The sequence below is a fragment of the Fluviicola sp. genome, assembly GCF_029266855.1.
In the GTDB taxonomy this organism is placed as follows: Bacteria; Bacteroidota; Bacteroidia; order Flavobacteriales_D; family Crocinitomicaceae; genus Fluviicola.
Genome location: NZ_JAQSWB010000003.1, coordinates 264,056 through 288,369 on the forward strand (window position 1 = coordinate 264,056; position 24,314 = coordinate 288,369).

The window sequence follows — 24,314 nt, forward strand, 5'->3', positions numbered from 1 at the left end:
AAAAGCCCGGACGATGAATGTCCGGGCTTTTCCAAATATTAGAAAGAAGTTTAGTTCTTAACAACCATTTTCTTAGTAACTGTTCCTTTTTCAGTAGCAACATTCACAGTGTAAACTCCTGCAGAGAAGTTAGCTGTAGAGAATGATACTTTAGAAGTGCCTTCAGTTGCGTTTGTAGTGTAAACTACTTTACCTGCTACGTCAAGAACAGTGATTGAAGAAGCAATAGCTCCGTTCACTTCAATTGTAGCTTCACCCACAACCGGGTTAGGATATACGTTTACATCAACGTTTGCTGCATTTTCAGAAACAGATAAGTTAGTACTGAAGTTCATACGAACCATTGGAGTGGAAGTAGAGTAGTACCAAGTACCTGTGTTCTCATTTCCGTCCAAATAGAATGTCGTTTGTGCCTCAGAAATACCTGAAGTTCCAACAACGAAATCATCTGAAACACCACCGTCTCCGTATGAACCAACAACCAATAGGTACGAATTACCCGCAGTTAAGCCGAATGAAGAAGTTAATGGAAGTGTAATCATTGTTCCTAGTTCTCCTGAAGTAACTGTATGCAATGCTGTAGGCTGACCGTAAACAAAGTCACCTGTTCCTGCATCAATTGTATACAACAAACCGTAGATTTGGCAACCAACTGTTGAAGTTGAAGCAACAAATACGTCAACACCTGTTAAAGTTGCATTTGAAGTAACATCAAAAATGTTCCCCATTTCGTAACCTTCACCTTCGTTGTAAGATCCTGCCTGAAGAACTTGTGCATCACGTGCGTAAGTTGTTTGAGTTGTAGCGAATGCCAATGCCGGAGCTACGTTGTCAGCTGGGTTAGCATCTGTTTGACCTGAAGTTGTTCCGCCTGTAACAGTGAAATTTGCAACAGAAGCAGCTGGTGTAAATGTAGCTGCAATGTCAAACGTATCGCTTTGGTTCGGAGCAAGAATTCCTTGTGGGCTTGTTCCAGTATATCCTGCAGAAGCAATTCCAGCAGTGAATGTTACGTCAGATTGAGACATAGCACCTTTGTTTTCAACAAGTCCTGCAAAGTGAATCGGGTTGATTTGAGCAATTGGAGTTTGGTAGTACGGTAAACGTGGTCCCCAAGTTCCTTCAACACCCCAGTAATATCCTGTAGCTGCCAAGTCATAGTTGTCAGTCTCTACTAACTGTACGTCATCAACTGCCCAGAACCAGTCATAAGCACCAACATAACGGAAACCAACTTTTACATTCGCCTGGTTAGCTGCAACTGAAGAAATATTCACCTGAGCCAAAGAAGGGTTTGCAGAGTTTGTGTTAACCGCCATACCTGTATTTACCTGGAAATCTGTCCATGTTGTTCCACCGTCGTTCGATACAACTACAAAGTATAACTCCTGGTAATGACGTGTAGATTGTTGGAAAATGATAGAAACATTTGCTTTTCCACTACAGTCAATTGCTGATGCTGTTACGATTCTGGCATTTTGAGTCTGACCGCTTCCTGCTGCATCCGAGTTAATCAAAGCATAACCTGTTGCTGCTGTTGTATGTCCTGCCGGAGTCAAAGCTGCAACCGGAATAGCATTCACGTTCGTTGTGATAGTCCAGTCACCCGCTGTGTGAGCTGGTGATCCTGCACCTCCTGCATTTGAAATAACCCAGTCAGATGCAACTGTAAAGTTGTTCTGCCAAAATGGAACTGCCTTCTCAAGGTTGTGATTAACCTTAGCAGGAACTTCTCCGATGTTTTGGATTTTCTGCGCACTACGCAAATTTTTGTTCATTAGCTGAGCCGAAGCTGAACCAGCGATTACAAATACAAATAAGCCTAAGTATATTTTTCTCATAGTTTTTTTATTTGATGTAAAAATAGGGATTCAATTATTAAATAAAAAATTTTTATGACTCATAAGCGGTAAAATCACTGGATAATAGGTTTTTATAAGGGATATTCACCTGCTTTTTTAGGGGTTACATAGTTTGGGGGTAGAATGTTAATGCATAATTGAACAGACTATTCTCAAACGAAAAATCAAAAAATCCTCAGTTAAGTTCTAAAACCTTGATTTAATCCCTTTCATAATTCGGTTCAATTTATTTTGATGCTTTCTTGTGAATTCCCGTTCAAGTGATACCGTATGAAATTGATATTCTGAATAATTATATATTCTTTTCCTTGTATTTGGATTATAATAGGATCCTTGCTTCCATGCATCTTCTCTTTTTAATGGCAGCTTACATTTGTATCTATAACCGGCAATTTCTGCATAATGGGGACGGGTAAGAAATACCCTGCGTTGCTTGTTGATGTAAACGGTGTCGATCTCTATTCTTTGTGATAATTTCTTATCTAGTTCATTCCAAACAATTGTATCCATTGAAATGCGTATAACACTTATCGTTCCCTGTATAAAATGTATTTCCGACGAAAGGTTTGGCTTTTTATAAAAATAGCTTGAATGGTTTTTTATTCTGTTTTCGTATACTTGATGTCCTTTCTCACCGAATAAATCAACATACTCCTTTTCTTCAATAATTTCTTTTTTGAATCCAAAATTGATAAGACTTTCTTCTGAAACATTTTCGGGGATATCAAATAGACTTTTTACTGTTATCACCTCTTTTTTATCAGAGCAACTGGATAAAAAAACAAGAAGGATGCAACTGATAAATAATTTCATATTGATAGATTTCTTTTCATATATAAGATATACAAATATATCAGGATAGAATTGATCTTTCATTGCTTTATATGCTGTAGCATAAAATGAAAAATCCCGCAGATGTAAACACCAACGGGACTTAACTTTCCTGTGAAAGGTGGAAGCCAATTCACAAGCTTTTTAGAATAAAAAAAGGAAGACCAAAGTCTTCCTTCAATTCTCTTGTACTCGGAGCGGGACTTGAACCCGCACGCCCATACAGGCACAGGATTTTAAGTCCGGCGTGTCTACCAATTCCACCATCCGAGCGGACTTTAAAGAATAAAGGCCATTTCAAAAATGACCTTTATTTCTTTGAGCGGGAGACGAGATTCGAACTCGCGACCCCAACCTTGGCAAGGTTGTGCTCTACCAACTGAGCTACTCTCGCGTATTTTATATTACCGTTCCTCTTTTGGAATCGGGTTGCAAATCTAATAATTCCTTTGTTCAATTTGCAAGGTTTGACCGACTTTTTTTTAATTTTTTTTAATTTCAGTAATGAATTCGGAAAAAAGTAAGGATTACCCTCCCGTTAACTTCTTGATTTCGTTTAATTTCATCAGTGCCTCCACCGGGGTCAGCGTGTTGATGTCTATCGAAATTAATTGGTCGTGTATTTGTTCCAAGACCGGGTCGTTCAACTGGAAGAAACTCAATTGCATATCTTTCGACTGACCGGCCTGTACTACTACTTCTTTGAGTGTTTGCACCTCGCTTGACCGGTTATTCAGTTCCAGCTGCTCCAGCATGAGTTCTGCCCGTTGGATCACTTTATTTGGCATACCGGCCAACTTGGCTACGTGGATACCGAAGCTGTGTTCGCTTCCGCCTTCCACCAGTTTCCGCAAAAAGATTATCTTTTGTCCAACTTCTTTTACGCTCACATTGTAGTTGTGAATGCGTGGGAATTGATGGGCCATCTCGTTCAATTCGTGGTAATGTGTCGCGAAAAGTGTTTTTCCTTTGGCTTGCGGGAATTCGTGAATGTATTCCGCGATCGCCCAGGCAATCGAAATTCCGTCATAAGTACTTGTTCCGCGGCCGATCTCATCCAGCAGGATCAGGCTGCGATCCGACAGGTTGTTCAGGATGCTGGAAGTTTCGTTCATTTCCACCATGAAGGTTGATTCACCGGAAGAAATATTATCCGACGCACCGACGCGCGTAAATACTTTGTCTACTATTCCCAGGATTGCAGCATCAGCCGGGATAAAACTTCCCATTTGAGCCATCAGCACAATCAAAGCGGTTTGACGCAGTAAGGCACTTTTACCCGACATATTTGGCCCCGTGATCATAATGATCTGCTGTTCGTCCTTATCCAGGTAAACATCGTTGGGAACGTATTCTTCCCCGGGTTTTAACTGGCCTTCAATAACAGGGTGTCTCCCGTTTTTGATATCGATCACATAACTGTCGTTGACCGTTGGTTTTGAATAGTTTTTTCTGATAGCAAGGTCTGCAAAGCCGGTAAGGCAGTCAAGCTGTGCGATGAGGTATGCATTTCGCTGGATCGGACCAACATAAGAACCCAATTTTTGAATCAGTTCGAAGTACAATTTAGCCTCAATAGCAGAAATTTTATCTTCTGCACCCAGGATCTTGGTTTCGTATTCCTTTAATTCGGGTGTAATATATCGTTCGGCACTTACCAGGGTCTGTTTGCGGATCCATTCTTCCGGAACTTTGTCTTTATGTGTATTTCGCACTTCCAGGTAATACCCGAACACATTATTGAATGCAATTTTTAAACTTGGAATCCCCGTTTTCTCGGATTCCCGTTCCTGCATGGCTTCCAGGTAGTCTTTTCCGCTTTCTGAAATGGCGCGCAGTTCGTCCAGTTCAGCATGAACACCGTCCGCAATGACAGGCCCTTTCCCCAGCATAACTGCAGGATCTTTAAGCAGGAATTTTTCAACCAGCTGGATAAACTCCTCGCAAGGTTCAATGTGTTTTGAAAGCTGGTTCAGTAAATCGCTTTCACTATGCGAACAGGCATCTTTCAGCGGAGTCATGTGTTCCAGGATGCGCGAAAGAACCCGCAGTTCTTTGGGATGAATTCTCCCGACTGCAACTTTGGAGATCAAGCGTTCCATATCGCCGATCTCACTCAGTTCGTGTTCGATTTCCGAGCGCAGTGCATTCTTTTGTACCAGGTCTGCAACGGCATTGATCCGCAGACTGATCTGCTCGGGATGTTTTAAAGGCATCACGATCCAGCGTTTCAGTAAGCGGTCACCCATTGGGGTCTTTGTTCCGTTAATTACATCGAACAAGGTTTTCCCGCCTTCATTTAAAGGATTGATCAATTCCAGGTTGCGGATGGTAAAACGGTCCAACCAGACATATTTTTCTTCTTCGATGCGCTGGATTTGAGTAATGTGACCCAGTTTATCGTGCTGTGTCTCTCCCAGGTAATGCAAAATTGCACCGGCAGCAACAATTCCGTATTCCAGGTCATCGATCCCAAATCCTTTCATAGAGTTGGTCTGGAAATGACTGGTCAGCCGTTCTTTTCCGAAATCAGCTGTAAATACCCAGTCTTCCAGTCGGAAAGTATAGTATTTGGTTCCGAACAGTTCCTGGAAAAGCTGGTGTTTATTTTTTTGATAGATGATCTCACTCGGCTCAAAACCCTGGATCAGTTTATTGATGTATTCGGTATTTCCCTGTGCTGTGAAAAATTCACCTGTTGAGACATCCAGGAATGAAATCCCGTGAGTCTCTTTTCCGAAATGGATTGCTCCCAAAAAGTTGTTATGATGACCGTCCAGGATCTTATCACTGAAAGCAATTCCTGGAGTTACCAGTTCGGTTACCCCGCGCTTCACAATTGTTTTGGTCATTTTAGGGTCTTCCAGCTGATCGCAGATTGCTACCCGGTGTCCGGCACGAACCAGTTTGGGAAGATAAGATTCCAGTGAATGATGGGGAAATCCTGCCAATTCAATTTCAGAAGGAGATCCGGCACCGCGTTTGGTTAAAACAATTCCCAGTGTTTTTGATGCGGTTATGGCATCTTCACCGAATGTCTCGTAAAAATCTCCGACGCGAAAAAGCAATAAAGCCTGGGGGTGTTTGGCTTTAATCTGGTTGTATTGCTTCATTAAAGGCGTTTCCGCTGGATCTTTTTCTTTTTTCGACACGTGAATAAGTTTCGTTCAGGCCAAAAATACGAAGCGAACTTTGAGTTTGGAGAATTTTACCCGTACGAGTTTTCAACATAACTGTTCATTTGGCACATTGTTTCCTGATCCTATGCCTCGGAATAGATCAGTTGATAATTGGTTGCATCATAATTTAACAAATCGCTGGAATTGCCTCGTTCCGTCTTTATCGAGTATCAAAATGTAATTTCCTCCTTCGAGCTTTGAAACATCTATCAGTGTATTCGGTGAAGCGGAAAAGGTCAGAACGCAGGAACCGGCAGTTGAATAGATTTCTAGACGGTCATAATTTACCTCGCTTAATTGGAGATAGTCATTCACAGGGTTGATTTGAAGCAATTCATTATTTTCAAGGCTTGTTTCGGAAATGCCTCCTGGCCAGCAATTGATAATCACAATCACATATTTGGCTGAATCATCCGAACAGCCTAAGTCCGATACGATGTACCTGTAAGTGTACTGTCCGGGAAAGATTAACGATGTGGTAGTGGATGACATGGTATCACCTGCCGGATCAATGAATATCCCGTTAAGGTCCGCGTCGGATGAGCGAAGATTTGCGAGGTCAAAAACCTCTTGTTTGCAATAGCTGGTTGTGCTGTCACGTCCTGCTATCGGGCATTGAGCGAAAATAGTTCCAGAAAGAACCAGGAAAAACAAAATGATTAAGGTTGTTTTCATAATGTGAAGTATAAGTGATTTTTCTGCTTCACTAAAATAGGTATTTTTGTCAGATGAACCGAAAATTAAAATTGTGGGAACTCGATCGCGTAGACGAGCAAACGTTTAAAGGACAGGAGAAATTCCCCTTGATTATTATTTTAAACGATATCCGCAGCCTGAATAATATCGGTTCATTTTTCCGCACTGCGGATGCCTTCAATGTTGAAAAAGTTTATCTCTGCGGAATTACCGCTCAGCCACCGCACCGTGAAATTCATAAAACCGCATTGGGTGCCACTGATACGATTAACTGGGAATACCGAAAAGACATTGATTCCCTGGTTTCCGAGCTGAAACAGGAAGGAGTTGCGGTTTGCAGTATCGAACAGGCAGAGAAAACGGTGTTGTTGCATGAAATTTCCACATTGAATAAGCATAAATTCGCCCTGGTATTTGGAAACGAGGTGGATGGAGTGGATCAGTCCGTAATAGATGCATCCGACTACATTATAGAAATCCCGCAATTCGGAACAAAACACAGCCTGAATGTTTCTGTTTGCGCAGGAATCGTTTTATGGGAATTCGCTAAGAGATACATTTCATAATTACGAATGCCGTTTTTTTTAAAAATTCCGGACTCTTTTCATAAATGCAATTAAGCTCCTGGTTTAAATTTCTAATTTATTGAACATGGCAATATTGCAATGTTGCAAGATTGCAATATGGCAATGTTGTTATTTTGCCATTTCTTAAGTAAATAAGTCTTCGGCCTCATGTCACCAGTCCTAAAATCCTGATCTCTTTAAGTCTTCAGTCTAAAGTCTCAAAATCTTAATATCTAATTATTTTTCTCAAAAGTGTAAACCTATCCCTCAAAAAAAAATCTTTTAAGTAATTCGTAATTATTCCACTATAGGCTCGTACCAGGAATAAGTCAGCGGATTGTCCTTTCTGTAAATCACCCGGAACGATAAAATGTGCAGAGGCTTTTTATCCCGGTTCCAAACATAAGTATTCAAAGTTGGCTTTTCGAACTTCGTGTGTTTTGAATCGATGAATTTGATCGATTGAACCAAAGTCACCGTGCTGTCTTTCAGGTTGATAGTGTGCTGGGAAACCGAACTTGAAGCGTAATGGATGATCGAATCATTGGACTGAACCGCGAGCACCAGTAAAGGATCTTGTGTCAGATCCGAAAGTTTCAGTTTTACCACTACATCCAGGAGATCGGAAGGTCGTTTTACGAGTTCTGTCATTGGCTTGGAATAGCCGGGACCCCATTCTTCGTCTTTTTCGAAATGATAGGCGCCATCGTAGCGTTTTCCGGGATTGTAACCGTTAAAACTGCCTGGGTTTTTGAAAAGATCTGCAAGCGGCTTTTCGCTTGGTTTACCTTTCCCTGCCAATAAGGTTGAGGCCGAGAAATAGTTTCGCTGCCAGATAATATGTGGATATTTTTGCAAAATGATCGCCCTGAAGGAGGCGGGCATACTGCTTGTTGCCGCCAGGCAAATAGTTTCTGCCGAGTCGTAATGTTTTTCCAAAAGTGAATCCAGGCTCTTCTCCGTGAATTCCGGAACGGTAATAAACAAGTAGGAATCCGGAATTGTGAGTTCCCCTTTTTCGGAATAGAACCTGGTTTTAGGCTCGTCTGAAAAAATAATCGTCAGTGTATTGGGGTGATTTTTTCTTGCGTCATTTGCATCCAGGACTAATTGTTTGAAAGGGGTTTTGTAAAAAGTGATATAATGTTTTCGCTGGGAAATAAGCACGAAGCAATTCAATAAAACAAGCGCCACTATGAAAACCAGGTTTATCTTTTTGGTCTGTTCTTTTGCCCATCCGAACAAAAAAATCAGTAAAAAAGGATAAGCAAAAATCAGAACGGATGTTTGCAATACAGGCGCAACTTTGATCGAATAGAAATAACCGATAAAGTATACCGAAAAGAAAAGGATTCCTGAAAACAGGATGGCCTTTGATTTTCGTTTGACCTCCTGGCCTGAAACGCGTGTCCAGATAATGATGATAAGATAAAGACCAATCAAAACCGAAGAAAACTGGAAAATATAGTGGATGTAATGAGGCAGGAATCCTGAATCAGGTTTTCCCAGCCAGCCCGACAATCCGCCCATGTTGAGTTGAGCCTTTAAAATGCCGAAATGCGGAGAGTAGAGTACGAGGGCAGTCAGACAAAGCAATAAGTACTTCCACAAAAAATCTTTGTAAGTATAAGCGATCCCGAACAATCCGATCAATCCTGCAGTGAGCATACTGAAATGGTGGTTGTAAGCACAAAGTGCTGCTGCAATGGGGAACCAAATGAGGTGTTTTCGGGCGTAGTTCTTAAAGAATACAATTTCTCCCCAGTGATAAGCAAATAGTAAAGTGAAGAAAAATCCGGAAGTGTAAGGTCGCGCGATTTGGCTGTACATGACAGGGTATTGACTTGTTGCAATAATCGCTGCTACGATCAGTCCTGTTGTTACATTCGACCAGCGTTTCCCGATCTTGTAAGCGAAATAAACTCCACCAACTCCTGAAAGGATGAAAGGTAATTTTACTACCCATTCTGCAGTTCCGAATAGCTTCGTCCAGTAATAAAGGAAAACTTGCACGAATGCAGGATGTCCATCCACTTTCACCCCTTTGACGATCAGCTCACCGAATGAATCAAATCGGGTGCGGAGCAATCCGCTTAATTCATCATGGGTATAAGGAATGGAAAACAAATCATAGCATCTGAGTATAAGCGCAAGAAGAAGAATTCCAATAATGATGAAATGTTCTTTTACAAAATTTGAAAACCGCTTTTCTTCTGCTTTAATCACCTTAATACGCTTTACTTTTATTATTTCCGTGGATGCGCAGATGCTGGCTCACTTACCGAATCCGCTGATTCTAAGCAAGACGTCCGGTAGGCGTCTGTAAAATCTGTGCATCTGTGATAAAACGACCATCTGGTTATTCGGGTGCTTTACTTAGCAAAAATAGCAAAGCTTCCCAATTACTCTTTGAAAATATCTCTGTTTGAAAGTTCAGCAAGAAGAAAAACATCTAAAGAACCCAATTTGTCAAAAAGATTGATCTGATATTGGCCATTCTCCAGAGCGAAAATTTCAAAGTTGATAGTCTTACTTCCCAGACCGCTGGGAGCAAGATAAAAACTGGTTTTTTCTCCCGTTTCGGTTTTCGTTGTGGTATAGTTTTGTACTAATCCTTGATAAAAAGTGACTTTGCCACGACTCCGGTAATTGATGACCGCCTCACCATTTTCTATTTGAAGGTAATTGATGTCATTGTCCATCGGGAATTCCTTCGGACTCTGTTTTCCTTTTACGGAAATAAGGGAATAAATGCGATTTTTGATTTCCTGGTCCTGGGCTTGTGAAAAAAAGCTGAATAGGACGATGGTTAAGAGTGTAATTGATTTCATGTGGTGTATTTTGGTGAAATATAGTAAATAAGAAGAAAATGTGAAAGCACTAATTTCTGTTTTCACCCAGAACATTTTCCGAATTTGGTTTTGAAATGTTGCATCTGTATCAGTGTATGAAAATCAGATCGATTTACCATTTTTTAGCGATGCGAATCTGAGAAACAATCGTTATTTTTGTGCCGGCGCTGAAGCCATTGCATAAGCGTTGCAGCACTTTTAACAGGAATAATGATTGAAACTGATATAATTATAATTGGTGCAGGTCCCGTTGGACTTTTCACCATATTTGAAGCCGGATTGCTGAAATTACATTGTCATTTGATTGATTCATTGCCTCAGCCGGGCGGACAATGTTCGGAGATTTATCCCAAAAAACCGATTTACGATATTCCGGGATTCCCATCCGTTTTGGCCGGCGAACTGGTAGATAATTTAATGGAGCAGGCAGCCCCGTTCAAACCGGGGTTTACTTTGGGTGAAGCTGCAATGACGATCGATAAGACAGAGGATGGAAAATTCATCGTCACAACGGTTAAAGGAACTAAGCATTTGGCTCCGATCGTTATGATTGCAGGTGGATTGGGTGTTTTCGAACCGAGAAAACCACCTATTTCAAATCTTGCCGACTTTGAGGATAAAGGAATTGAATACATCATTAAAGATCCTGAGTTTTATCGGGGGAAACGTTGTGTGATTGCAGGTGGTGGTGATTCTGCCTTGGATTGGTCGATCTTTTTGGCTGAAAAGAAAATTGCGAAGGAAGTGGTCCTGGTACATAGAAGTGCCTCTTTCCGCGGTCACCTGGATTCTGTTCAGAAAGTAATTGATATGGCTGAAAGCGGTCAGATCAACCTGATTACTGAAGCTGAGGTTGTTGGTGTGGAAGGAAACGGAGCTTTGAGTCATGTGAAAATCCAACACAACACGCAGGGAGAAATTATTCGCGAAACGGATCACTTTATTCCACTCTTTGGTTTGAAACCGTCTTTAGGTCCTATAGCTGACTGGGGATTGGAGATCGAGAAAAATGCAATCAAGGTAAATACCCTGGATTATTCCACGAATATCCCGGGAATCTATGCAATCGGTGATGTAAATACCTATGAAAATAAATTGAAATTAATCCTGTGTGGTTTTCATGAAGGTACCTTGGCTGTTCAGTCTGCATTTGCACGGATTCACCCCGATAAGAAAAATATCCTGAAGTATACAACGGTAAACGGAGTACAAGGATTTTAAATAGAAATTATAATTATTATTGTAGGGACGCGATGCATCGCGTCCCTATTTTATTTACAAACCGCGTCCCCTATTTTACGCATCTCGTCCCCATATTTTTTATGGAACAATTTTTGGTATTGTCAAACGTTAAAATGAGCAGGCTGCTAAACCTTCTTTATTCTGCAGCTCTCATACAATTGAAATTAAATCATAAACTATGAAAATCAGTATTGCAATCGCATTAGTTATCAGCACGAGTTACCTGACAACTGCTCAGACCTTTGGGAAAGTCCTTTCAAAAGGAAAAGAATTGACTACCACAACTCCCAAAACTTCATTGACAAATGATGAGGTGGTAAGTGGTTTGCGTGAGGCCTTAACTACCGGTGCAAAAACGGCTGCTGGTAATGCCGGAGTAACGGATGGTTTTTATAAGAATCAAAAGATCTTTATTCCCTGGCCGGCAGAAGCGAAGGCTATGAAAGACAAGTTAGTCATGCTGGGTATGCAAGGCCAGGTTACTGCGTTTGAAGAATCGGTGAATCGTGCAGCGGAAGAAGCTTCCAAAAGTGCGTTCGATGTATTTGCTACGGCTGTTAAAGGAATGTCCGTTGGAGACGGTTTCGCTATCCTGAATGGAAGTGATACTGCCGCAACACACTACCTGCGTGAAAAAACAACTGCTTCTTTGACGGAGAAATTTACCCCGATTGTGAAAACTGCAATGGAAAAAGTACGTGTTACGGAATATTGGAATCCACTGGTTACCAGATACAATAAAATACCGGGTGTTACAAAACAAAATCCGGACCTCGAGGCATACGTTACTGCAAAAGCGATCAACGGTCTGATGTTGCTGATCAGTGAGCAGGAAGCTAAAATCCGTAAAGATCCGGCTGCACAGGTAACAGATCTGTTGAAAAAAGTATTCGGGAAAGGCTAAAAAACAGTTAAACCGCTTGAGAGTGAATGTTCTTTAGTGCTTATTAAGTAAATTTGTAAAGCGATCACTTTGGTCGCTTTTCTTTTGAGGTTACCTTCGACTCCGTTCAGGCAACTTTCAGTTAGGTGGCAGAGCGGAGTCGAAGACACATTATAGAATATATGAAAAGTATAACAGTTACAGAATTGAAATCCTGGATGGATGGGAACGAAGACTTTCAATTGGTTGATGTACGCGAACCCTACGAAAATGAAATCTGCACCCTGAATGGAGTGTTGATTCCTATGAATGAAGTTCCCGCAGAATTCGGACAGATTGATAAGGATAAAAAAGTGGTTGTTCACTGCCGTTCCGGAAAAAGAAGTGCAAGTGTGATTTCTTATTTGGAACAGAGTCACGGCTATACAAATCTTTACAACCTGGAAGGTGGGATTTTAGCCTGGATCGAACAAGTGGACCCTTCAATGGAAGCTTATTAAAAAGACACTTCAACTCCGCTCAGTGTCCTCCTTTATTTTAGAAAGTGATTGAGCGGAGTCGAAATCACCGATTTACATGAATCGTAAAACAATTAATACCGTAATTATCCTGGGGATACTCTCTTTGCTGAGTGTTCTGAGTATTCAATTGTTCTGGATTCACAAAACAAATGAGGCGCAGCGGCTTACTGTTCAGATCCAGGAAAGAGAGGATAGTTTGAATCTGAAACAGTTCTCGGAAAGAGCACACATTGCTTTGAGAGATGTACTGGAACAACTCAATACAAAGGATGATATCAGTGCGAACTTGTATGGGGCAGTAAAACAGATCAGGCCAAATTATTTCTCGGTAGATATTGAAGAGGAATTACATCCCTTCTACCTGGAACAGCTGTTGAAACGGGAGTTCGATAATCAAAGTCTGAACCAGGATTTCGTTTATGGGATTTATGATTGCTACTCTGACTCAATAGTTTTCGGCAACCTGATTAAATACACGAAAGATTCGTCTTATTCGGTAACAAAAAACGATTCGCTAGGTAAGACATCCAATCAGTTGAAATGGAAGAATGATGGACATTATTTCACCGTCCTTTTCCCAAACGTTAGTTCGTCTTCGATTGAAGTGACCAAAACAGATTTCTATCCATGGTTTTATTTGGTAGTTCTCTTGCTTCTTTTGTTTTTATTCTTTGTGTTTACGCTGAATGTTATTCTTAAACAGAAAAGACTTTCTGAAGTGAAGACGGATTTTATCAATAATATGACACACGAATTGAAGACACCGATCTCAACTATTGGTCTTTCAAGTGAATTGCTTTTGAGAGGTGATTTTAAAGAGGATCCTGATCGCTTGCACCGGTATGCCGAGATCATTTACAAGGAAAATAAACGCTTGGAAAACCAGGTTGAACGTGTCTTGAATGTCGCAAAGCTGGATAAAGAAAAGTTGACATTGAAGAAGGAATCCTGTTCTATCCATGATTTGATTTTGGAAGCAAAGGAAAGTTTTGACATCAATCAGACTGATCAGGGGGGAGAAATTGAACTGGTGCTGGATGCAAAGCGTGAAACGCTGATGATGGATGAGGTACATATCACCAATGTAATTTATAACCTGCTCGATAATGCAGTGAAATATTGCAGTACCGTTCCGCATATCAGCATCCGGACCTGGAATGATTCTCAATGCTTTCATTTGTCAATTACCGACAATGGAATTGGAATAAAGCGGGAAGACATCAAGATGATCTTTGATAAGTTTTACCGTGTACCAACAGGGAATTTACACGATGTAAAAGGATTTGGTTTGGGGCTTTATTACGTGAAGTTAATTGTGGAAGAACACGGAGGGAACATTCAGGTGAAAAGTCAGCCGGGTAAGGGAACTACCTTCTCGTTGAAGTTTCCTTTGAAGTAAGAGAAAGCACATCTGTCTTGGCAGAAAGACTGAAGAAGTGTAAGGCTATTCTGAAAGAAAAACAAGCTATCTTTACAAAGAATAGAATTCGGGAATTCTCGAGCTTACCTGTGGTTAAACAATTGATTTTTAAAACTTTTCAACTATGTTGAGATAAAAAACACCAATGCAAGGACTTGTCGATCGCATCTTTTCAATTCAAACAGAACAGGATTTTAATCACTGCGCTTTGGAGGTGTTTCATTTTCAGAAAGATCAGGTACCTGTTTATAAAACTTTCCTGGAACTCATTAATCGAGCGGATCCGACGCATTATTCGGAAATCCCGCATTTACCAATTGCTTTTTTTAAAACACATCAGATTGTTGCAGGGAACAAACCGATTCAGCAGGTTTTCAAAAGCAGTGGAACGACGGGCATGGTAAGAAGTGCTCATTATGTTTCCGACCTTTCTGTTTATGAGCGCTCTTTTATTCCAACATACGAACAATTCCTGGGTAAACTGGAAGATCAGATCATTTTTGCCTTACTACCCAATTATGTTTCGCAGGGAGAATCCAGTTTGGTCTATATGGTTGACAAATTGATCGCGGAAACAAAAAATCCGTTGTCGGGTTATTTTCTCGAAAATACCAAAGATTTATTGGCAGCTCTTGCAGAGGGAAGAAAAACCGGGAAGAAATTGGTGCTATTCGGTGTATCCTATGCCTTACTTGATTTGGCTGCCTTGAAACCGGATCTGCACGATGTAACAGTGATCGAGACGGGTGGAATGAAAGGAAGACGGAAAGAAATGACCAAAGAGGAAATGCATCGGGAACTGCTTGCAGGCTTTGGTTGTGAATACATCGCGTCGGAATACGGAATGTGCGAATTACTTTCCCAAGCTTACAGTGATAAGAATGGTTTGTTCGAATTGCCTGCATGGATGAAGATCTCCCTGAGAGAAGTAAATGACCCTTTTGCCTTGGTGACGAAGGAAAAAACGGGAGGTGTAAATGTAATGGATTTAGCCAATATTTATTCCTGTGCCTTCATCGAAACGCAGGACTTGGGAAGAATGGAAGCCGGGAAACTACGTCTTATGGGGCGTTTTGACCATTCGGATATCCGTGGTTGCAACTTGCTCGTCGCAGAATAGGTAGTAAGTCAAAGCCAACTTTTCATAATTCGGCATTCATATCCCGATCCGCCGCGGCGGATCGGGACGTAATTCGTAATTGTTTTAGTATTTTTGATTAACAGTCATAACCAAGAAATGGATTCAGCAATTCATCACATTATCCGCACACGCTCCACGGAATTATTTGATAAGGTCAAAGGATACCGCGAGCACATGCATCGTTTTCCCGAATTATCTTATTCAGAGTACAATACGATGAGTTTCGTTGCGGAACAATTGGCAAAGATTGGAATCCCTTATCAAAAGGAGGTGGCAGGAACCGGAGTGCTGGCAATAATCCGTTCGGATAAGCACAAAGAAACCGATTCTTGTATTGGTTTGCGTTCCGAATTGGATGCCTTACCGATCCATGAGCAAAATAATTCTGCTTACAAATCAACCAATGATGGTGTAATGCACGCTTGCGGACACGATGTACATACTGCCATTTTATTAGGGACTGCGGAAATTCTTTGGGAAAACAGGAACTTATTGAAGCATCCGGTAAAGTTATTCTTTCAGCCGGGTGAAGAAAAAAACCCGGGAGGTGCTTCTCTGATGATTGCAGATGGTGCATTAAAAAAACCACCCGTTCACGAGCTTTTTGCCTTGCATGTTTTCCCGGAAATGGAAGTTGGAAATGTAGGATTCAGACCTGGTTTGTATATGGCATCCTGCGATGAGATCTACATCACGATAAACGGGAAAGGTGGGCATGGTGCAACTCCGCATCAAACAATTGACCCGATTATGATAGGAGCACATTTATTGACGGGGCTGCAGCAGATCGTCAGTAGAAAGTGTGATCCGAAGATTCCTTGTGTATTGTCTTTCGGACATTTCGAAGCGCTTGGTGCAACGAATGTAATTCCCGAAAAAGCAGTGCTGAAAGGAACTTTCCGTACCATGAACGAAGAGTGGAGAAAAGAAGCTTTGAATATGATTGCGGGTCATGTAGATGCTACCTGTGAGCAATTCGGGGCAACTGCAGACTTGGAAATTTCCAAAGGATATCCTTATTTGGAGAATGATCCGGCACTGACGGCAAAAATGATGAAACGAAGTAAGGATTTCTTCGGGATAGAGAAGGTAGAGGAATTGCCTATTCGCTTAACATCAGAGGATTTTTCCTTCTATGCGCAGGAGATTCCGGTGTGTTTTTTCCGCCTGGGAGTCAGAAATGAAGAATTAGGCATTGTTTATGGAGTACACCATCCGAAATTTGATATTGACAGTAAGGCACTGATTGTTGGAATGCAGGCAATGTGCTTAGCTGCTTTTGAATAAGAACCATGAGAAATAGCTTGTTTTTATGTCTGGTTGTTTTATTGCTTGCTTCTTGCGGAGACGAAAAGGAAGTGCATGAAACTGAAATATACCAGATTCGTGCAATCGGTACGCTTTCCACCACGGAATATACTCTGGGTAAGATTATTCATTGGAATGATGAGGGGGAATGGTACAAGTTCGGTGACCGGAAAATTCTAATGAGTTGTAAAGCTACGGTTAAAGCCGGGGTAAACTTAAATTCCATTAGGGAAGAGGATATCGAGGTTAAAGGAAACAAAATTACTATTCAGCTTCCTCCTCCGGAAATTGTTTCCTTTGAAATGGACCCCGAGTTGGTCAGAACCGAAATGGTCGACGTAAATGGTTTCCGATCGGATTTTTCCCAGGTTGATAAATCAAAAGTCCTGAAGAAGGGAGAAGAATCAATTCGTAAAGACCTCAAAAAATTACATATTCTCGATGAAGCGGAGCAGAATGCAAAGATCTTTATCATCGATTTTTATAAGAACTTAGGATTTGAACAAGTAATCGTACATGAGACGCCAAAAGATAAGAGAAATACGAACGTTGATCGTTAGATTGGGGCTTGTTGCAGCAATAGCCTTTATAGGGTATTGGGTGTATCAGTTGTTCTTCAAAGGCGAATCTGCAGATGAAATCGTCTTGGAAGAAACTCCACTGAAGGTCGAACAGATTCGTTCGATCCTGGAATTAAACACCTTGAAGTTCCAGGATGAAACCGTAGTGGATTCTGTTGAATATTACAAATCTGAAAGTGATGCCATTTGGGGGACTTTGGATAAGTTAACCGATCCCGATCAATTCAAGCATGGCATGAAGCCAAGCGCAATAAGAAGACGTTTAACACTTATTGTAAGGGGGGAATTGCTTTATGGTGTTGATCTTAAAAGAAAGGATTTTCAGTTTATTCCGAAAGGAGATACGCTCACGATTATTATTCCTCAGCCTGAATTACTTTCCATTTCATTAAATCCGAAAGGAACAGAAGTTTATTTGGAAAATGGTGATTGGCAGGATTACGAACGTACTCACTTGCAGCGGAAGGCGCGAAATAAAATGATTGCTTCCGGAAACCTTTTAAAATTACCTGAACGTGCAAAAGCCCCTTTGGAAAAAGCTTTGAGGTCTTTGGTGAAAACAGACAAAACATTGGTCATTAAATTCGAAAAGTAATATGAGTAAATTTCTAAGTGTCCTGCTGACGATTTTCTGGTTTTCCCTTTCATTCGCTCAATCGGATTCCTCCAGTTTGAATTTCCTGTTTGTGGGCGATATCATGCAGCATGGCGGACAAATAGCCGGAGCATATAATGTTAAAAAAGATGCTTACGATTACCGCGATTGTTTTCAGTATGTGAAACCGCTGGTAAAAAACGCTGATATTTCCATTGCGAATTTGGAAGTCACCCACGCCGGAAAGCCTTATAAAGGTTATCCGCAATTCTCAGCTCCGCCTGAGTTGTCTGAAAGTTTGGTCGATGCAGGGTTTAATGTCATTATCACTGCCAATAATCACAGTTGTGACGGAGGTTCGAAAGGTGTTGTTAAAACCCTGGATGTCCTGGATAAATTAGGGGTGAAGCATACCGGTACTTTTCGGAATAAGCAGGAACGAAACACGAATTATCCTTTGCTTATTGAGAAAAACGGAATGAACGTCGCAATTCTAAATTATACTTACGGAACGAATGGATTGTCAGTAGCTGCTCCATTGATCATCAATTATATTGATAGTGCGGTTATGCAGGCTGATTTTAAGAAAGCAAGGGAAATGAACGTGGACTTAATCGTTTGTACTTTGCATTGGGGAACAGAATACCAGTCCCTGCCGAACGCATACCAAAAGAATTGGGAGAAATTCTGTTACGATCAGGGAGCCGATATGGTCATTGGTGGACATCCGCATGTTTTGCAGCCGGTAGAAGTGAAAGAAGTGAAGGGTGAGAAGAAGCTCACTGCCTGGTCACTGGGGAATTTTGTTTCCAACCAGCGCGACCGCACCAAAGACGGAGGAATGATCCTGATGGCGGAAGTGAATAAAATTGCCGGAAAGGCGGTCCTTGGGAAAGTAGAGCACGTATTTACATGGGTTTATCCAAGACAGGAGGCAGTGGTCAAGCCATTTTATATCTTACCTGATTTTGACTACAACAAATACCGTCCGGGCTTCATTGATGCTGAATCCAAAGTAAAATACGATGTATTCTTTTCTGATTCACGGGCTTTGTTTAAAGAACACTCCAGAGGAACTTCAGAGTTTAAAGTTTCGGGAGACGCGGTTATTGAAGGGTATTATGGGAAGTTATTGAAAGGGTATTATGCCCAGGAATATCCTTACGAAGTTTTTAAGAATGCGGAGATTATTGATTCCGGATTGAAGCCCCTGATCCATAAAGTTCTTGGAGCAGACGGTGAATATCACTGGGTTGTAGGATATTTTGAAACGGAATCAGATGTAAGAAAGGCCCATATTACGGAGGCATTTATTGCCCGGCCTAAATTCGTGTTTATTTCACCAACAGAATATAAAGTTATTCCATGAAAGTATCATTGATCGTTGCAATGGACAGCGAAAGAGGAATAGGTAAAAACAATGATCTGATGTGGCATTTGCCGGCAGATATGAAGTTTTTTAAAGAAACTACAAGCGGTCATATCATTGTTACAGGCCGCAAGAATTACGATTCCATCCCGGAACGGTTCCGGCCTTTGCCTAATCGGGAGAATGCTGTTCTAACCCGGAATTCGGATTATGATGCTCCCGGAGCGGTAGTTTTTTCTTCTTTGGAAGATTGCCTGGAGCATTATCGAAATGAAACCGAGCGAACTGTTTTTATTATTGGTGGCGGACAGATCTACAAGGAAGCAATGGCTTTAGGTATAGTGGATGAACTATTCATTACACACGTCAATCATACTTACGGTGCAGATACTTTCTTTCCTTCCTTTAATGAATCAGATTGGAAGATAGAGACTGTTTTTGAGCAGGAAGCCGATGAGAAGCATGCGGTGAGTTTTCAGGTGAAGAAGTATACCAAAAAATAGTCAGGTATCAGGCAGCTTACAATTGTTGAAACATTTCCTCATTTTGTTTAAGCGACCTTACGACCGAATCTCAATAAAAAAACCGCACCAGATTGATGCGGTTCGCGTGAAAAGTATTTTAAACTCAACCTTTAATGAATTTACTGCGTTTCAAACCGTTTTGGATGAAATATGCACCTGCTTGTAAATTTGCTATATTGATAACAGATGTCGGCTTTAAGATTGCTGTGAGTAGCTTTCCGTTGATGTCGTAAAGATATACGGGTTGAGAAAAATCAACTTCCGATAATTGTAATTCGTTTTGAGCCGGATTTGGATAAATAAACCAGGTGCTTTGATCTTGTTCGTTTAATCCAGCATAGTTTAATTCACCTAATTTAATAGCAAAAGGATTGTACACTCCTTGTGCACTTGCATAGTTGTTGACATTGTTGTTGATGTTCAAGTCTGCCTGGCCGGAGTAATGTCCTCCAACATAAGTTGATCCCGCAGCACTGTGTGTAATGTTGAAAACCGATGTGATTCCACTTCCAAGTAAGGAAAATTGTTCCAAAAAGATTCCCGTATTCGAAAGTTTACAAATGAAGGATTCTGATGTTGTGGGACTAGTCAGCGAGTAATTTAAATCCGGATAGCTGATTACTTGTTCGAATCTTCCGGAAGCGTACACAGTGCCGTTTGCACTTAGATCAATTGAACGACACGATTGATCACCTGAGCCAGTAATAGAATTAACCCAATTGAAGTTTCCATTCAAATCCAAACTTAAAAAATAAGCATCTATACCGTCAGAAGCAATATTTTGTACACCGGTCCCGAAATCGAAATCAAAAGATCCGGAAACGGGTGTATTGAATTGTCCGGCAAAAACTACTGAATTACCAATGCTTTCACAATCATAGCCGGAACCTTGCGGAATAGTGTGAACCCAATTTAATGAACCATCTGGAAGCAGGCTCAAAAGAAATGCAGCGCCATCTGGCTCAGTTACATTTGAAACGGATGCTGAAGGGTCAAAGTCAACTGTATTCGTGAATTTTCCAGTTACATAAACCTGGTCATTTCCTGCTACACATAAACCTGCTACCTGGTTGCTAAACTCCTCTGCAAATTCGATTTGAGAAAACCAAACATAGTCACCTGTTGCAGAAAGGTGTAAAATGAAAAAGGCTCTGTTGCCGGTTATAGTTACATGTGTTTGTGTTCCAGTTGATGGATCCCAATCAAAAGACCCGTTAAACTCACCCGATAAATAGACGTCTCCGGTTGAACTTACCGAAATCTGTCGCGGAATAATTGAACCTCCAGCTGTATTGGGTGCTTGAATCGACTTGGTCCAAAGTAAGTTTCCGGAAGCATCGAGTTTAAAGATGAATATTCCTCCTTCATCAATTGGGGTGGAATTAATTGCAGACCCCGGATCTAAGTCAATGCTATTTGTAAATTGTCCTAACCCATAAATATTGCCATTTGGATCTGTATCAACCGAAATCAGATAAGCCATATTATTTGATTCCCAATGTTTGTACCAGTTCAGATTTCCTATACTGTCGTATTGGACAAGGAAAGGATTAGGCTCTATGGATGTTGCAGAATCACCAATGTGAGATGGATTAAAAGAGGTTGCTCCTTCAAACCACCCGCCAAAATTTAAGCGGCCATTTTGATCTGCTGAAGCAGCATAACCATGTCTGGGGGAATTGATCGTTCGAATCCAACCATATTGGGCAAACATGGAAAATGGAAGGCAACAGACAAGTGAAATTAATTTAGATGTTAAGTTTTTCATTAGGTAGATTTTTAACCAAATCTACAAATAAAAGCAGATTTGAACAAGTGGTTTTGTTTCTGGACTTTCAATTCGATTATCTTTGTTCTTATGAAATTGTGCATCGCCGAAAAACCCTCCGTAGCTCGTGATATCGCAGAAGTCATTGGTGCCAAACAGCGTCATGATGGCTTTTACGAAGGAAACGGCTATTGGGTGACCTGGACGTTCGGGCATCTTTGCACACTTAAGGAGCCCCACGATTATCACGAGAAATGGAAGTATTGGAAGTTGGAAGACTTGCCAATTATCCCTGATAAATTCGGGATTAAACTCATTGATGATTCCGGGGTAAAAAAACAATTTTCCATTATTGAAAAACTGGTTGCTTCTTGTGAGGAAGTCATTAATTGCGGGGATGCCGGGCAAGAAGGAGAATTGATCCAGCGCTGGGTTCTTTCAAAAGCAAAATGTAAAGTTCCGATCAAGCGCTTATGGATCTCTTCTTTGACGGAAGAAGCTATTCGCGAAGGATTTCAAGCTTTGAAAACCGGTGAACAATATCAGAATTTATATGCTGCAGGGAGTGCACGCGCAATTGGAGACTGGCTTTTGGGGATGAATGCAACCCGCTTGTTCACGAAGAAATTTGGCCAAGGGAAAGCAACCTTATCTATTGGCCGTGTTCAAACTCCGACACTGGCAATGATTGTTAATCGTCAGAAGGAAATCGATGCTTTTCGCTCAGATGAATATTGGGAATTGAAAACGCTTTATCGGGAAACTGAGTTCTCTGCAACTATTGATCGTTTAAAAACACAAGATAAAGCCGATAAGGGTTTGGCTTACCTGAAAGAACATCCTTTTGAGATTACCTCTTTTGAAAAGAAAGAAGGAAAAGAGGGGAATCCGCGTTTGTTCGACTTAACATCTTTGCAAGTTGAATCCAATAAGAAGATTGGTAATTCTGCGGAAGAAACCTTGAAAATGGTTCAGAGCTTGTACGAAAAGAAATTGGTTACCTATCCGCGTGTCGATACCACTTATTTGAGTGAGGACTTACATCCCAAGATCGAAGGGATTATGAAAGGCTTAACTTATTATTCCCGTTTTACCGAACCTGTTTTAGGGAAACCGATCCCGAAATTAAAAACTGTTTTCGACGATAAGAAAGTAACCGATCACCATGCGATTATTCCAACTGGAGTTCAGCCAAGTGGTTTGAGTCACCCGGAGCAACAGATCTATGATATGATCGTTCGCCGTTTTATTGCGGCATTCTACCCGGAATGTAAGGTGTCGAATACTACAGTTTTAGGTAAGGTAGGACAAATTGAGTTCAAAGCTACCGGAAAACAGATTCTTGAACCGGGCTGGCGCGTGGTTTGGGAGGAAACAAAGGAAGAAGAAGCATCACTTCAGAAGACGGAGGCTGCATCTGGCAAAGATGAAAAGCTGAAGGAACAAACCATGCCTCACTTTGAAGAAGGGGAGAGTGGTCCGCATGCTCCGTTTATTCACCAGGGAAAAACAAGTCCCCCGAAACCATATACGGAAGCTACATTGTTGAGAGCAATGGAAACTGCCGGTAAAATGATCGACGACGAGGAGTTGCGGGATATGATGAAGGAAAATGGAATCGGGAGACCGGCTACACGTGCCAATATTATTGAAACTTTGTTTAAGCGAAAATACATTGAAAAAAAACGTAAAAATCTGATTCCAACCAGTACAGGAATGGGATTGATCGATACGATCCAGAATGAGCTTTTGAAAAGTGCAGAGCTTACCGGACAATGGGAACGGAAATTACGCTTGATTGAAAAAGGAGAATACGACCTGGAGCAATTCAAACGTGAATTGATGATTATGGTGCGTGAATTAACTGATGAGGTGATCTTTTCACAGGCACCTGTTCGGATTCAGCTGCATACAGATCAGCCGGTTGAAGTTGTAAAGGAGAAGAAGGAGCGTAAGAAGGTTGAAAAACAACAGATGGAAGACCTGGATTGCCCGAAATGTAAGTCTAATAAACTGATGACCGGGAAAAAAGGCGTAGGCTGCAGTAATTTTAAGGTATGTGGATTTATGGTTCCCTTTGAACTTTTGGGGAAGAAGTTAAGCGAAAAGCAGCTTACTGATTTGGTGTCCAAAGGAAAAACAGGAAAAATGAAAGGCTTGCTCATTCCGGGATCTCACCAGGTAATTGAAGGCTCGATCGCCTTGGATGAGAGTTTCAATATTACTGTTCTTTAAACATGCATCAAACGCTGCATCAATAGGTCTTTTCGCGATTTGGATACCGGAATTTGAACTCCGTTTTCCAAAACCAGGGTGTTGTATTCCTTTTGAAATTTCTTGATGTATTTCAAATTCAGCAAAAATGAGTGGTGGACCCGCATGAATTTGGATTCCGGAAGCATTGTTTCAAAAACCTTTAAATTTTTAGAGCTGGTAATGTGCTCCGTGGTTGTTTGAATCATGGTATATTTTCCATCAGCTTTGAGATAAACAATATCGTCAATTTTCAGGAAAATAATTGCATCTAAGCCGGTAATCCCGATTAGATCCGAATTGATTAAGTTTTCTTCGTTTTTATCCGAGTTTGACGGAATGCTCTGGACATCCGCTGTTTGAGCATCCACATCCTGGATACGCTGAATACAATTTCGCAGATCTGAAGAATTAATCGGTTTTAATAAATAATCAAATGCACCTTTTCGGATGGCAGCAATAGCATGTTCGTCATAGGCAGTAATAAAAACAACTTTGGTTTCAAAAGGGATTTCATCTACCAAATCGAAACTGGTTCCGGATTGTAATTGAATATCCAGGAACGCCACATCAATACTCATCTCATCGAAGACTTGCTTTGCTTCTTCCACAGTTGCGACACTTGCAGCAATTTCAATTTTCGGATCGATCTTATTCAGCAATGTTGCCAAACCTTCTCTACTTATCCGGATATCATCTAAAATGAGAGCTTTCACTTACTTC

The 24,314-nt window shown here is 41.1% G+C and carries 20 protein-coding genes and 2 tRNA genes; 12 read left to right on the top strand and 10 right to left on the bottom strand.

Annotation, left to right across the window (positions count from 1 at the left end; genetic code table 11):
• Nucleotides 1-50: 50 nt before the first annotated feature.
• From K0S23_RS09810 to K0S23_RS09835, 6 genes are all read right to left on the bottom strand, one after another.
• The gene (locus tag K0S23_RS09810) at nt 51-1,841 is read right to left on the bottom strand and encodes a T9SS type A sorting domain-containing protein (RefSeq protein ID WP_300356684.1); all 1,791 of its coding nucleotides are present in this window, start codon (nt 1,839-1,841) and stop codon (nt 51-53) included.
• Nucleotides 1,842-2,048: 207 nt separating this feature from the next.
• Nucleotides 2,049-2,675, bottom strand: coding sequence for a hypothetical protein (locus K0S23_RS09815; RefSeq protein WP_300356686.1), 627 nt, complete (start codon nt 2,673-2,675; stop codon nt 2,049-2,051).
• Nucleotides 2,676-2,882: 207 nt separating this feature from the next.
• Nucleotides 2,883-2,966 (bottom strand) — tRNA-Leu (locus tag K0S23_RS09820).
• Nucleotides 2,967-3,014: 48 nt separating this feature from the next.
• Nucleotides 3,015-3,087 (bottom strand) — tRNA-Gly (locus K0S23_RS09825).
• Nucleotides 3,088-3,220: 133 nt separating this feature from the next.
• On the bottom strand, nt 3,221-5,845 hold the full coding sequence (gene mutS, locus K0S23_RS09830) for a DNA mismatch repair protein MutS (RefSeq protein ID WP_300356688.1): 2,625 nt from the start codon (nt 5,843-5,845) through the stop codon (nt 3,221-3,223).
• A 147-nt stretch (nt 5,846-5,992) separates the two neighbouring features.
• Entirely contained in the window at nt 5,993-6,547 is a 555-nt protein-coding gene (locus K0S23_RS09835) for a T9SS type A sorting domain-containing protein (RefSeq protein ID WP_300356690.1), read from the bottom strand.
• Between the two features lie 53 nt (nt 6,548-6,600).
• On the opposite strand from K0S23_RS09835, the gene K0S23_RS09840 reads away from it, so the two are divergent.
• Entirely contained in the window at nt 6,601-7,134 is a 534-nt protein-coding gene (locus tag K0S23_RS09840; protein ID WP_300356692.1) for an RNA methyltransferase, read from the top strand.
• Between the two features lie 297 nt (nt 7,135-7,431).
• Here the strand turns inward: K0S23_RS09840 and K0S23_RS09845 are convergent, their stop codons facing one another.
• Both K0S23_RS09845 and K0S23_RS09850 read right to left on the bottom strand, forming a co-directional pair.
• On the bottom strand, nt 7,432-9,360 hold the full coding sequence (locus tag K0S23_RS09845) for a glycosyltransferase family 39 protein (protein WP_300356694.1): 1,929 nt from the start codon (nt 9,358-9,360) through the stop codon (nt 7,432-7,434).
• Between the two features lie 176 nt (nt 9,361-9,536).
• A complete protein-coding gene (locus K0S23_RS09850; RefSeq protein WP_300356696.1) occupies nt 9,537-9,965 on the bottom strand; it encodes a hypothetical protein in 429 nt (142 codons plus the stop codon).
• 231 nt (nt 9,966-10,196) lie between these two features.
• On the opposite strand from K0S23_RS09850, the gene K0S23_RS09855 reads away from it, so the two are divergent.
• The 10 genes from K0S23_RS09855 to K0S23_RS09900 all read left to right on the top strand — a co-directional run bounded on the left by K0S23_RS09855 (nt 10,197) and on the right by K0S23_RS09900 (nt 19,549).
• Complete coding sequence (locus K0S23_RS09855) at nt 10,197-11,207, top strand: NAD(P)/FAD-dependent oxidoreductase (protein WP_300356698.1); 1,011 nt, start codon at nt 10,197-10,199, stop codon at nt 11,205-11,207.
• 199 nt (nt 11,208-11,406) lie between these two features.
• Nucleotides 11,407-12,132 (top strand): DUF4197 domain-containing protein, encoded by a 726-nt coding sequence (locus K0S23_RS09860; RefSeq protein WP_300356700.1) that lies wholly within the window; start codon nt 11,407-11,409, stop codon nt 12,130-12,132.
• A 161-nt stretch (nt 12,133-12,293) separates the two neighbouring features.
• Complete coding sequence (locus K0S23_RS09865) at nt 12,294-12,611, top strand: rhodanese-like domain-containing protein (protein ID WP_300356702.1); 318 nt, start codon at nt 12,294-12,296, stop codon at nt 12,609-12,611.
• A gap of 76 nt (nt 12,612-12,687) precedes the next feature.
• Complete coding sequence (locus tag K0S23_RS09870; RefSeq protein ID WP_300356704.1) at nt 12,688-14,031, top strand: HAMP domain-containing sensor histidine kinase; 1,344 nt, start codon at nt 12,688-12,690, stop codon at nt 14,029-14,031.
• A 166-nt stretch (nt 14,032-14,197) separates the two neighbouring features.
• Nucleotides 14,198-15,172, top strand: coding sequence for an acyl transferase (locus K0S23_RS09875; protein WP_300356705.1), 975 nt, complete (start codon nt 14,198-14,200; stop codon nt 15,170-15,172).
• Nucleotides 15,173-15,289: 117 nt separating this feature from the next.
• Complete coding sequence (locus tag K0S23_RS09880) at nt 15,290-16,480, top strand: M20 family metallopeptidase (RefSeq protein WP_300356707.1); 1,191 nt, start codon at nt 15,290-15,292, stop codon at nt 16,478-16,480.
• Between the two features lie 5 nt (nt 16,481-16,485).
• Complete coding sequence (locus K0S23_RS09885) at nt 16,486-17,061, top strand: DUF4230 domain-containing protein (protein WP_300356709.1); 576 nt, start codon at nt 16,486-16,488, stop codon at nt 17,059-17,061.
• Nucleotides 17,018-17,677 carry a DUF4230 domain-containing protein gene (locus K0S23_RS09890; protein ID WP_300356711.1) on the top strand — a complete coding sequence of 220 codons (660 nt, stop codon included), beginning with the start codon at nt 17,018-17,020 and terminating at the stop codon, nt 17,675-17,677. The genes K0S23_RS09885 and K0S23_RS09890 overlap by 44 nt, the downstream gene beginning before the upstream one ends.
• A gap of 1 nt (nt 17,678) precedes the next feature.
• Nucleotides 17,679-19,046: a CapA family protein gene (locus K0S23_RS09895; protein WP_300356713.1), complete on the top strand. Its 1,368-nt coding sequence runs from the start codon at nt 17,679-17,681 to the stop codon at nt 19,044-19,046.
• Nucleotides 19,043-19,549: a dihydrofolate reductase gene (locus K0S23_RS09900; RefSeq protein WP_300356715.1), complete on the top strand. Its 507-nt coding sequence runs from the start codon at nt 19,043-19,045 to the stop codon at nt 19,547-19,549. Before K0S23_RS09895 ends, K0S23_RS09900 begins: the two co-directional genes overlap by 4 nt.
• Before the next feature lie 124 nt (nt 19,550-19,673).
• On the opposite strand, the gene K0S23_RS09905 is transcribed toward K0S23_RS09900, so the two are convergent.
• Entirely contained in the window at nt 19,674-21,338 is a 1,665-nt protein-coding gene (locus tag K0S23_RS09905) for a T9SS type A sorting domain-containing protein (protein WP_300356717.1), read from the bottom strand.
• Between the two features lie 90 nt (nt 21,339-21,428).
• Here K0S23_RS09905 and K0S23_RS09910 point away from each other — a divergent pair, with 90 nt between their 5' ends.
• Complete coding sequence (locus K0S23_RS09910) at nt 21,429-23,573, top strand: type IA DNA topoisomerase (RefSeq protein WP_300356719.1); 2,145 nt, start codon at nt 21,429-21,431, stop codon at nt 23,571-23,573.
• On the opposite strand, the gene K0S23_RS09915 is transcribed toward K0S23_RS09910, so the two are convergent.
• On the bottom strand, nt 23,570-24,307 hold the full coding sequence (locus K0S23_RS09915) for a LytTR family DNA-binding domain-containing protein (protein WP_300356721.1): 738 nt from the start codon (nt 24,305-24,307) through the stop codon (nt 23,570-23,572). The genes K0S23_RS09910 and K0S23_RS09915 overlap by 4 nt on opposite strands.
• Nucleotides 24,308-24,314 lie beyond the last annotated feature (7 nt).

Coding starts and splice junctions, on each gene's coding strand:
- K0S23_RS09840 (WP_300356692.1), top strand. CDS start 6,601: ATGAACCGAAAATTAAAATTGTGGGAACTCGATCGCGTAGACGAGCAA.
- K0S23_RS09900 (WP_300356715.1), top strand. CDS start 19,043: ATGAAAGTATCATTGATCGTTGCAATGGACAGCGAAAGAGGAATAGGT.
- K0S23_RS09910 (WP_300356719.1), top strand. CDS start 21,429: ATGAAATTGTGCATCGCCGAAAAACCCTCCGTAGCTCGTGATATCGCA.
- K0S23_RS09885 (WP_300356709.1), top strand. CDS start 16,486: ATGAGAAATAGCTTGTTTTTATGTCTGGTTGTTTTATTGCTTGCTTCT.
- K0S23_RS09815 (WP_300356686.1), bottom strand. CDS start 2,675: ATGAAATTATTTATCAGTTGCATCCTTCTTGTTTTTTTATCCAGTTGC.
- K0S23_RS09905 (WP_300356717.1), bottom strand. CDS start 21,338: ATGAAAAACTTAACATCTAAATTAATTTCACTTGTCTGTTGCCTTCCA.
- K0S23_RS09860 (WP_300356700.1), top strand. CDS start 11,407: ATGAAAATCAGTATTGCAATCGCATTAGTTATCAGCACGAGTTACCTG.
- K0S23_RS09890 (WP_300356711.1), top strand. CDS start 17,018: ATGAGACGCCAAAAGATAAGAGAAATACGAACGTTGATCGTTAGATTG.
- K0S23_RS09875 (WP_300356705.1), top strand. CDS start 14,198: ATGCAAGGACTTGTCGATCGCATCTTTTCAATTCAAACAGAACAGGAT.
- K0S23_RS09835 (WP_300356690.1), bottom strand. CDS start 6,547: ATGAAAACAACCTTAATCATTTTGTTTTTCCTGGTTCTTTCTGGAACT.
- K0S23_RS09850 (WP_300356696.1), bottom strand. CDS start 9,965: ATGAAATCAATTACACTCTTAACCATCGTCCTATTCAGCTTTTTTTCA.
- K0S23_RS09865 (WP_300356702.1), top strand. CDS start 12,294: ATGAAAAGTATAACAGTTACAGAATTGAAATCCTGGATGGATGGGAAC.
- K0S23_RS09855 (WP_300356698.1), top strand. CDS start 10,197: ATGATTGAAACTGATATAATTATAATTGGTGCAGGTCCCGTTGGACTT.
- K0S23_RS09870 (WP_300356704.1), top strand. CDS start 12,688: ATGAATCGTAAAACAATTAATACCGTAATTATCCTGGGGATACTCTCT.
- K0S23_RS09810 (WP_300356684.1), bottom strand. CDS start 1,841: ATGAGAAAAATATACTTAGGCTTATTTGTATTTGTAATCGCTGGTTCA.
- K0S23_RS09895 (WP_300356713.1), top strand. CDS start 17,679: ATGAGTAAATTTCTAAGTGTCCTGCTGACGATTTTCTGGTTTTCCCTT.
- K0S23_RS09880 (WP_300356707.1), top strand. CDS start 15,290: ATGGATTCAGCAATTCATCACATTATCCGCACACGCTCCACGGAATTA.